The organism is Acidisphaera rubrifaciens HS-AP3 (assembly GCF_000964365.1).
In the GTDB taxonomy this organism is placed as follows: domain Bacteria; phylum Pseudomonadota; class Alphaproteobacteria; order Acetobacterales; family Acetobacteraceae; genus Acidisphaera; species Acidisphaera rubrifaciens.
Genome location: NZ_BANB01000189.1, coordinates 1 through 9,023 on the forward strand (window position 1 = coordinate 1; position 9,023 = coordinate 9,023).

Annotated in this window: 8 protein-coding genes; 2 read left to right on the forward strand and 6 right to left on the reverse strand. The window is 70.9% G+C overall.

All coding sequences use genetic code 11. The features are described from left to right. On the forward strand, window positions 1–568 hold a 568-nt coding region (locus B8460_RS06815; RefSeq protein WP_048860832.1), incomplete at its 5' end, for a TonB family protein. Window positions 569–703: 135 nt separating this feature from the next. Here B8460_RS06815 and B8460_RS06820 read toward each other — a convergent pair. The 4 genes from B8460_RS06820 to pcaF all read right to left on the reverse strand — a co-directional run bounded on the left by B8460_RS06820 (window position 704) and on the right by pcaF (window position 5,489). Next, complete coding sequence (locus B8460_RS06820) at window positions 704–2,263, reverse strand: Do family serine endopeptidase (protein ID WP_052945156.1); 1,560 nt, start codon at window positions 2,261–2,263, stop codon at window positions 704–706. A 184-nt stretch (window positions 2,264–2,447) separates the two neighbouring features. Continuing rightward, the gene (locus B8460_RS06825) at window positions 2,448–2,780 is read right to left on the reverse strand and encodes an FtsB family cell division protein (RefSeq protein ID WP_048860833.1); all 333 of its coding nucleotides are present in this window, start codon (window positions 2,778–2,780) and stop codon (window positions 2,448–2,450) included. Window positions 2,781–2,931: 151 nt separating this feature from the next. Continuing rightward, a complete protein-coding gene (gene eno / locus B8460_RS06830) occupies window positions 2,932–4,209 on the reverse strand; it encodes a phosphopyruvate hydratase (protein ID WP_048860834.1) in 1,278 nt (425 codons plus the stop codon). Between the two features lie 74 nt (window positions 4,210–4,283). Then, window positions 4,284–5,489 carry a 3-oxoadipyl-CoA thiolase gene (gene pcaF / locus B8460_RS06835; RefSeq protein WP_048860835.1) on the reverse strand — a complete coding sequence of 402 codons (1,206 nt, stop codon included), beginning with the start codon at window positions 5,487–5,489 and terminating at the stop codon, window positions 4,284–4,286. Between the two features lie 165 nt (window positions 5,490–5,654). Here pcaF and B8460_RS06840 point away from each other — a divergent pair, with 165 nt between their 5' ends. Further along, window positions 5,655–6,761, forward strand: coding sequence for an LLM class flavin-dependent oxidoreductase (locus B8460_RS06840; protein ID WP_048860836.1), 1,107 nt, complete (start codon window positions 5,655–5,657; stop codon window positions 6,759–6,761). A 48-nt stretch (window positions 6,762–6,809) separates the two neighbouring features. Here B8460_RS06840 and serS read toward each other — a convergent pair whose 3' ends face one another. After that, window positions 6,810–8,090: a serine--tRNA ligase gene (gene serS, locus B8460_RS06845; RefSeq protein WP_048860837.1), complete on the reverse strand. Its 1,281-nt coding sequence runs from the start codon at window positions 8,088–8,090 to the stop codon at window positions 6,810–6,812. Then, the gene (gene tatC, locus B8460_RS06850; protein ID WP_048860839.1) at window positions 8,090–8,836 is read right to left on the reverse strand and encodes a twin-arginine translocase subunit TatC; all 747 of its coding nucleotides are present in this window, start codon (window positions 8,834–8,836) and stop codon (window positions 8,090–8,092) included. The genes serS and tatC overlap by 1 nt, the downstream gene beginning before the upstream one ends. Window positions 8,837–9,023 lie beyond the last annotated feature (187 nt).

Sequence of the window (9,023 nt, forward strand, 5' to 3'; positions counted from 1 at the left end):
CGGGCCGGCGCGCCCTTCCGCCCCGCAGCGCGAGGCCGCGCTGATGCCGCCGCTGATGCGGCCCGGCCAACGCCCCTCGCGCGCGCCGTCGTCGCGCAACGGCTTCCCGGCGCCGATGAACTACTCGTTCGGGCCGCTGGTCCCCTCGACCCGCGCGCCGCGCTCCATCGCGCGCTCGATGCTGGAGCCGCCGTCGTTCAATGATCAGGGTGATCCGGGCGCCGGGGAACGCACGGCATCGAGCATGATGACGGATTTCGCGCGCGTGCGCGAAGGCAACCCGGGGCCGGATTTCTACGCCTCATTGCGCCGCTGGTGGCTGGCGCACCGCTTCTATCCGCCGGAGGCCGTCGAGCGCGGCGAGGACGGCGACGTGCAGCTGGCGCTGATCGTGGACAGCCAGGGACGCGTGACGGACGTTGAGATCGAGGGCCGGTCGGGCTCGATGTATCTCGACATGGCCGGCGAGTCCGTCTGGCGCGACGCGCAGCTGCTGCCGCCGCCGGACAGCATGCACCGCAGCCACATCACCGTGGACATCACGCTGCACTATCAGCTGATCCGCTGAACGGGCGGTCCGGCGGAACCCCGATGCGCGCGCCGCCGTGATGGCGCGGTCGCAAAACAAAGCGGCCGGAGCGGTTGCCCGCCCCGGCCGCAGTCTTCTCTCCGCCCGTCGCAGCGGAGAGGTCGCGGAACCCGGTCAGCCGGCGCCGTTGTCCGACTGACCCGGAATGGCAACGAACAGCGGGTGTCCCTGATGCAGGACGCGCAGCGCGACCGAATTGCCGCCTTTGCGCGCTGCCTCGATCGCCTGGCGTGCCTCGCGCGGGGTCGCCACAGCGTGATCGCCCACGCCGAGGATGACGTCGTTCTGCTGCAGGCCCGCCTGCTCGGCGGGCGAGCCGGAGCGGACCTCGGCGATCACCGCGCCGCGGGTGTCGTCCGGAACGCCGAGCTGCTCGCGCATGTCCGGCGTCAGCGGCGCGAGGGCGAGACCGACGGTGCCCTCGTGATGCATGCTCTGGCCGGAGGTCGCATCGGCGTTCTGCAGGTCCGACGGCCGCGTGCCGAGCGTGACGTCCAGCGTGTGCGTGCCGCCGTCGCGCAGCACGGCGATCGTCGCCGTCGCGCCCGGCTGCATGCCGGCGATCGCGCTCACGAGCTCGCCGGGGTTGCCGATCGTCCGGCCGTTGACGGACTGGATGATGTCGCCCGATTTGAGCCCGGCATGCGCGGCCGGGCTGTCACTCTCGACATCGGCCACCAGCGCGCCCGCATGGGCCGGGCCTCGATCGGCCTGCACATGCATCGCCGAGGCAAGTGCCGGGCTGATCTGCTGCGCCTCGACGCCCAGATAGCCGCGGGTGACGTGGCCGTGCTCCTCAAGCTGCGCCACCACGTTGCGGACGGTGGAAGACGGGATCGCGAAGCCGATGCCGACCGAGCCGCCTGTCGGCGAGTAGATCGCGGAATTGACGCCGACCACCTTGCCGTCCTGCGTCAGCAGCGGGCCGCCGGAGTTGCCGCGGTTGATCGGGGCGTCGACCTGGATGAAGTTCGAGTTCAGCGGCCCGTCGCCGATGTCGCGTCCGCGCGCCGAGACGATGCCCGCCGTGACGGTGCCCGACAGGCCGAACGGATTGCCGACCGCGATGACCCACTGGCCGACGCGCACGTCGTTGGAGTCACCGAGCTGCAGGTAGGGCAGCTTGTGACCCGCCTTGATCCGCAGCACCGCGAGATCGGTCCCCGGATCGCGGCCGATGATCTTGGCCGGCAGGACGGTGCCGTCCTCCAGCGTGACGGTGACCGACTTCGCGTGCTCGATGACGTGGTTGTTCGTCACGATCGTGCCGTCGGCATCGACGAGGAAGCCGGAGCCGCGGGCCTCCTCATGCTGCACGCCGCGATGGCCGCCCATGCCACCACCCATGCCGCCGTTGGGGGCGCGGAACATGAACGGGAACGGCATCTGCTGCCCGCCCTGGCCGCCCTGGTCGTCGTCGCCGTTGTCGGCGGCGGGGGTGGCGGCGAGTTCCGTCGTGATCGACACCACGGCGGGGCTGACGCGCGAGACGAGGTTGGCGAAGTCCGGCACCGCCTGTGCAGGGGCGGCGGGAGCGATCGCATGCGGCGCGACGACCGGATCGGCATAGCCGACCTGACCGACCGCGAAGCCGCCGATCGCCGTGCCGGCCAGCAGCACGGCGGTCGCCGTCATCCGCGCCGTACGGCCGCGCAGGAGCGTGTAGCGTGGCATCAAGAGCCTCCTTGTTACATCCGCGTGCAGGGCGGCACGCCGCCATGCGTTGGATGCAACATGGAGTGGTCGGGTGAACGGGGCTCTGGCCGGCGGATGAAACTTGGGTATGCCGCGCCGGCGGCCAATGGCCGGGCGGGTGCCGATGTGCGCGGACCGGCCCGTGAGGGCCGGCGGGAGGCCGCTAGTTGAACAGCCTCTGCTGCGGCGGGTACGCCACGATGACGTCGCCCGGGTCCGTCAGGTTGAGCATCGCCCGGGCCCGCTCGTCGAGCGTGTCGCGGTCGAGATGGGCGCTGCGGAGCCCGGCCACGCGCCGTTCCCAGGCGTCGCGTTCGTGGACGGCCTGCGACAGGTCGGCCTGGGCCGTGCGCAGCAACACCTGCGCCTGGGCATAGGCCTTCAGGCCATGGTTTCCCTGGGTGGCGTTCCAGCAGAAATAGGCGGTGAGCGCCAGGAAGATGGCCGGCGGCACCGCCGCCCGGAGCCGCCGTCTGATCCCCGCCCCGATCGCCATGAGCTGTTTCCCGAGTCGCCGCTTGCTCATGGCAGCTTGTAGCGGCGCCCCGGGCGGCGGAGAACCGGCTTGGCCGTCCCGCAGGACGTTTCCGCCCGGACGTGGCCGCGAAGCCGCAGCCAGCGCCCGGGAGAGCCCGATCGCCCGGCCGTCAGCGGCGCAGGATCGTCCGACCCGCATAGCGCGCGGCCGGGCCGAGCGCCTGCTCGATGCGGATGAGCTGATTGTATTTCGCCGTGCGGTCGCTGCGGGCGAGGCTGCCGGTCTTGATCTGCCCGCAGTTGGTGGCGACCGCGAGGTCGGCGATGGTCGCGTCCTCGGTCTCGCCGGAGCGATGGCTCATCACCGCGGCCATGCCGGCGCGGTGGGCGATCTCCACCGTCTCCAAGGTCTCCGACAGGGTGCCGATCTGGTTGACCTTGACCAGGATCGCGTTGGCGGAGCGCTCCGCGATGCCCCGGCGCAGGCGCTCGGGGTTGGTGACGAACAGGTCGTCGCCGACGATCTGGACGCGCCCGCCAAGGGTCGCGGTCATGTGCGCCCAGCCCTCCCAGTCGTCCTCGGCGCAGCCGTCCTCGATCGACGCGATCGGGTAGCGGGCGGCGAGGTCGGCGAGGTAGTCGGTCATGCCGGCGGCGTCGAACCGCTTGCCCTCGCCCTCCAGGACGTAGACCCCGTCGTGGAACAGTTCGGTCGCGGCGCAGTCGAGCGCGAAGGTGATGTCCTCGCCCGGACGGTAGCCGGCGCGCTCGCAGGCGCGGGTGATGAAGGCGAGCGCCTCGTCGGCGGATTTCAGACCGGGGGCGAAACCGCCCTCGTCGCCGACATTGGTGTTGTGCCCGGCGTCGTGCAGGCCCTTTTTCAGTGCGGCGAACACCTCGGCGCCCATGCGGACGGCGTCGGCGACGGTGCCGGCGGCCACCGGCTGGATCATGAACTCCTGGATGTCGATCGGATTGTCGGCGTGCTTGCCGCCGTTGACGATGTTCATCATCGGCACCGGCAGCACGCGCGCGGAGACCCCGCCCAGGTAGCGCCACAGCGGCAGGCCGAGATCGGCCGCGGCGGCATGGGCGACCGCGAGCGAGACGCCGAGGATCGCATTGGCGCCGAGGCGCGACTTGTTCGCCGTGCCGTCCAGGTCGATCAGCAGGTTGTCGATCTTCAGCTGGTCCTGCGGGTCGAGGCCGCCGATCGCGTCGAAGATCTCGCCCTCGACATTGGCCACGGCGGTCAGCACCCCCTTGCCGCCGTAGCGCGCCTTGTCCCCGTCGCGCAGTTCGACTGCCTCATGCGCGCCCGTGGACGCCCCCGACGGCACCGCCGCGCGGCCGACGGCGCCGCTGTCGAGCGCCACCTCCACCTCCACCGTCGGGTTGCCCCGGCTGTCGAGGATTTCGCGGGCGATGATGTCGGCGATGGCGCTCATGGGGGCGTGCTCCGATCAAGTGGCCGTCGCCCGGTGGGTATCATCCCGGACGACCGGCCGCCAGCCGAGCCGGGCTAGACCCGCTCGATAAGCATCGCGATTCCCTGCCCCACGCCGATGCACATGGTGGCGATGGCGCGCTTCTGGCCGCGCACCTCCAGCGCGTGCGCCGCCGTCATCGCCAGCCGGGCGCCGGACATGCCGAGCGGATGGCCGAGGGCGATGGCGCCGCCATGCGGGTTCACGTGCTCCGCGTCGTCCGCGAGCCCGAGCTGGCGGGTGACCGCCAGCGCCTGCGCCGCGAACGCCTCGTTCAGCTCGATCACGTCGATATCGGCCAGCCGCAGCCCGGTGCGGGCCAGCAGCTTCTGCGTCGCCGGCGCCGGGCCGATGCCCATCACCCGCGGCGGCACGCCGGCGGTCGCCATCGCGACGACACGGGCGCGCGGCGTCAGGCCATGGCGCGCGGCCGCCTGTTCGGACGCGACGACCAGCGCCGCCGCGCCGTCGTTCACGCCCGAGGCGTTGCCGGCGGTGACGGTGCCGCCCGTCTTGCGGAACGGCGTCTTCAGCTTCGCCAGGTCCGCGAGCGTGGTGTCGCCGCGCGGATGCTCGTCCACCGCGACGGTCTGCGTGCCCTTGCGCGTCCTGATCTCGACCGGGGCGATCTCGGCGGCGAAATAGCCGCTTTCCTGCGCCACGCGGGCGCGCTGCTGCGAGCGGAAGGCGAAGGCGTCCTGATCGGCGCGGGCGATCTGATAGTCCTCGGCCACGTTTTCCGCCGTCTCCGGCATGGAATCGACGCCGTACTGCTCGCGCATCATCGGGTTGACGAAGCGCCAGCCGATGGTGGTGTCGAACACGTCCGCCTGACGGGCGAACGCCTCGGTCGCCTTGCCCATGACGAACGGGGCGCGGGTCATGCTCTCCACCCCGCCGGCCAGCATCAGGTCCGCGTCGCCGGCGCGGATCGCCCGCGCCGCCGACCCGACCGCGTCGAGGCCGGAGCCGCACAGGCGGTTGATCGTCGCCCCCGGAATGGTCGGCGGCAGGCCGGCCAGCAGCAGCGCCATGCGCGCGACGTTGCGGTTGTCCTCGCCCGCCTGATTGGCGCAGCCCATCAGCACGTCGTCCACCGCGTCCCAGTCGAGAGCGGGGCAACGCTCCTTCAGGACACGGACCGGATGCGCGGCCAGATCGTCGGTCCGCACGTCGCGCAGCGCGCCGGCATAGCGGCCGATCGGCGTGCGTACATACTCACAGATGAAAGCGTCGGCCATGTGCCACTCCCCTCGCCGCCCACCGGCGGCCTGCCGGCCGCCGCGCGCGGCTGCGCGGGAAAGCTCGGCCATTTATCCGTCCAAGGTTGCATGCCCCGGATGCGCCGCCTAGGCTCGGCTGCAATAACAACAAGAAGCAAGTGCGCCAACCATAGGGGAACGTCCATGGAGTTCGGCTACTTCACGATGCCATCCCATCCGCCGGAGCGGGATTTCCGGGCCGGCGCCGAATGGGACCTGCAGGTCCTGCGCTGGCTCGACGAACTCGGCTTCTCGGAATGCTGGATCGGCGAGCACCACACCGCCCCGTGGGAGCCCAACCCGGCCCCCGACCTTCTGCTCGCGCAGGCCTTCCGCGAGACGACGCGCATCAAGCTCGGCCCGGGCGGCTTCCTGCTGCCCTATCACCACCCGGCCGAACTCGCCAACCGGCTGGCGGCGATGGACCACCTGTCGGGCGGGCGGCTGCTGTTCGGCGTCGCCGCGAGCGGCCTGCCGAGCGACTGGGTGATGTTCCACGTGGACGGCATGAGCGGCCAGAACCGCGAGATGACGCGCGAGGCGCTGGACATCATCCTGCGCCTCTGGTCGGACGAGGCGCCGTTCACGATCGAGGGCAAATACTGGAAGGTGACCAAGCCGGAGCTGATGTTCGGCACCCTCCGCCCGCATCTGAAGCCGCTGCAGACGCCGCATCCGCGCATCGGGGTCGCCGGCCTGTCGAAGAAGTCCGACACGCTGAAGCTGGCCGGCGAGCGCGGCTACCTGCCGCTCAGCCTGAACCTCAATCCCGCCTATGTGGCGAGCCACTGGGAAAGCGTGGAGGAAGGCGCGCGCAGCACCGGCCGCACGGCGGACCGCAACGACTGGCGGCTGGTCCGCGAAATCTGCGTGGCCGACACCGACGAGGAAGCGTGGCGGCTGGCGGTGGACGGCCCGATGGGCCGGATGATGCGCGAGTATTTCCTGCCGCTGCTCGGCAATTTCGGCTTCCTCGACTACCTCAAGCACGACCCTGCGATGGCCGATTCCGACGTCACGGTCGAGTACTGCGCGCGGCGGAACTGGCTGGTCGGCTCGCCCAAGACGGTGGCCGAGAAGATCGAGACGATCTGGGAGGAGCTCGGCGGCTTCGGCAGCCTGCTGACCTTCGGCTTCGACTACGCCGACAACCCGCGCGCGTGGCGCCACTCGCTGGAACTGATCCAGCGCGAGGTGCTGCCGCTGGTCGGGCATCTGCATAACGACCCGGTCGCGCACGCGGCCGAATAAGGGACAACGAGGCGGGCGTCACCGCGCCCGCCTCAGCCCCGCCGCCCCTCAGTTCTCCGGGCGTTCGATCCGCGCGAGACCGCCCATATAGGGCCGCAGCACGTCCGGCACGGCGATCGCGCCGCCGTCCTGCTGGTATGTCTCCATCACCGCGATGAGCGCGCGGCCGACCGCGACGCCGGAGCCGTTCAGCGTGTGCACATGCGCGAGCGTCTTGCCGTCGCGAGCACGGAAGCGGGCGTTCATCCGCCGCGCCTGGAAGGCGCGGCAGTTGGAGCAGCTGCTGATCTCGCGCCACGCGCGCTGGCCCGGCAACCACACCTCCAGGTCATAGGTCTTGGCGGCGGAAAATCCGGTGTCGCCGGCGCACAGCAGCACGCGGCGATAGGTCAGGCCGAGCCGGGCCAGCACCGTCTCCGCGCAGAGCGTCATCCGCTCGTGCTCGTCGGCCGAGGCCTCGGGATGGGCGATGGAAACCAGCTCGACCTTGCGGAACTGATGCTGGCGCAGCATGCCGCGCGTGTCGCGCCCGGCGGCGCCCGCCTCGGAGCGGAAACAGTCGGTGAGCGCGGTCATGCGCAGCGGCAGCGCCGTCTCGGCCAGGATCTCGCCGGCCGCGAGGTTGGTCAGCGGCACCTCCGCGGTCGGGATCAGCCAGCGCCCGTCGGTGGTGCGGAACAGGTCGTCAGCGAATTTCGGTAACTGGCCGGTGCCGTACATCGTCGCGTCGTTGACGAGCGAGGGCGGTAAGACCTCGGTGTAGCCGTGCTCGGTCGTGTGGGTGTCGAGCATGTACTGGCCGAGGGCGCGCTCCATGCGCGCGAGCGCGCCGCGCAGCACGGTGAAGCGGGCGCCCGCGAGCTTCGCCGCGCCGGCGAAATCCATCAGGCCGAGCGCCTCGCCCAGTTCGAAATGTTCGCGCGGCGACGCGACGGGATCGGCGGGCTCGCCATGGACATGCAGCACGACGTTGGCCGTCTCGTCGGCGCCCTCCGGCACGTCGGGGTCGAGGATGTTGGGAAGGACGGCGAGTGCCTCGTCGATCGCCGCCTCACCCTCCGCCGCCCGGCGCTCCAGCGCCTCCATCTCGGCGCGCAGCGCGGTCGCCTCGGCTTCCTGCGGCGCCGTGTCGTCGCCGCGCCGCCGCCCCTCGCCCACCGCCTTGGACAGCGCATTGCGCCGCGACTGCATCCCCTGCAGCGCCGTCAGCGCGTCGCGCCGCGCGGTGTCGATGGCGAGCAGCGCCTCCGCCTGTGCCGCCATCCCCCGCCGCGCCAGCGCCGCGTCGAACGCCGCCGGATCGGCGCGCAACGCCTTCAGGTCGTGCATCAGGCCTCCACCGGCTTCGGCTCGACGAACCGCGCCACGATGATCGAGATTTCGTACAGCAGCACCAGCAGCAGCGCGAGCGCGACCTGCGAATAGACGTCCGGCGGCGCGAGGATGGCGGCCAGGACGAACATGCCGACAAAGGCATAGCGCCGCGCCCGCTTCAGCCCCTTGGACGAGACGATGCCGACGCGCGCGAGAAGCGTCAGCAGCACCGGCACCTCGAACGTCAGGCCGAAGGCGAAGAGCAGCTTCATCACCAGGCCGAGATAGTCGTTCACGTCGATCTGCGGCTTGATCGCCAGCGCGCCGCTCGCCCCGCCGCCGGAAAAATACGAAAGGAAGAACTTCCACGCGACGGGGAAGACGAAATAGTACGCGATCGCCGCGCCGGTGATGAACAGCACCGGCGTCGCGATCAGGAAGGGCAGCAACGCCTTCTTCTCGCTGCGATACAGGCCGGGTGCCACGAACAGCCAGATCTGCGTCGCGAAGATCGGAAAGCCCATGAAGGCGCCGCCGAACATGGCGACCTTCAGGTAGACAAGGAACGGCCGCGTCAGCCCGGTCGCGATGATCGCGCCCTGCAACTCCGGCCGCTGCGCGAGCAGCCCCTCCAGCGGTGCCGCGAGGAAGGCATAGATGTCGCGCGCGAAATACCAGCTGACGGCGAACATCAGCAGGAACGCCACCATCGAGTACAGCAGCCGGCGGCGCAGCTCCACCAGATGCTCCAGCAGGGGCATCGGCTTGTCGTTGATCGGGTCTTCGATGTTCGGTGTCGCGTCCACGCGTCGTTGTCCTGCGCGCCGTTCAGTCGCCGTGCGCGGCGATCGACGGCGGAATGAAGGCCGGGGCCACGTCGGCGGCCGAAGACGCGGCCTCGGTGGCCGGCGGCGCGGCGGCGGCCGCCGGCTCGACCTCGACCGGCGC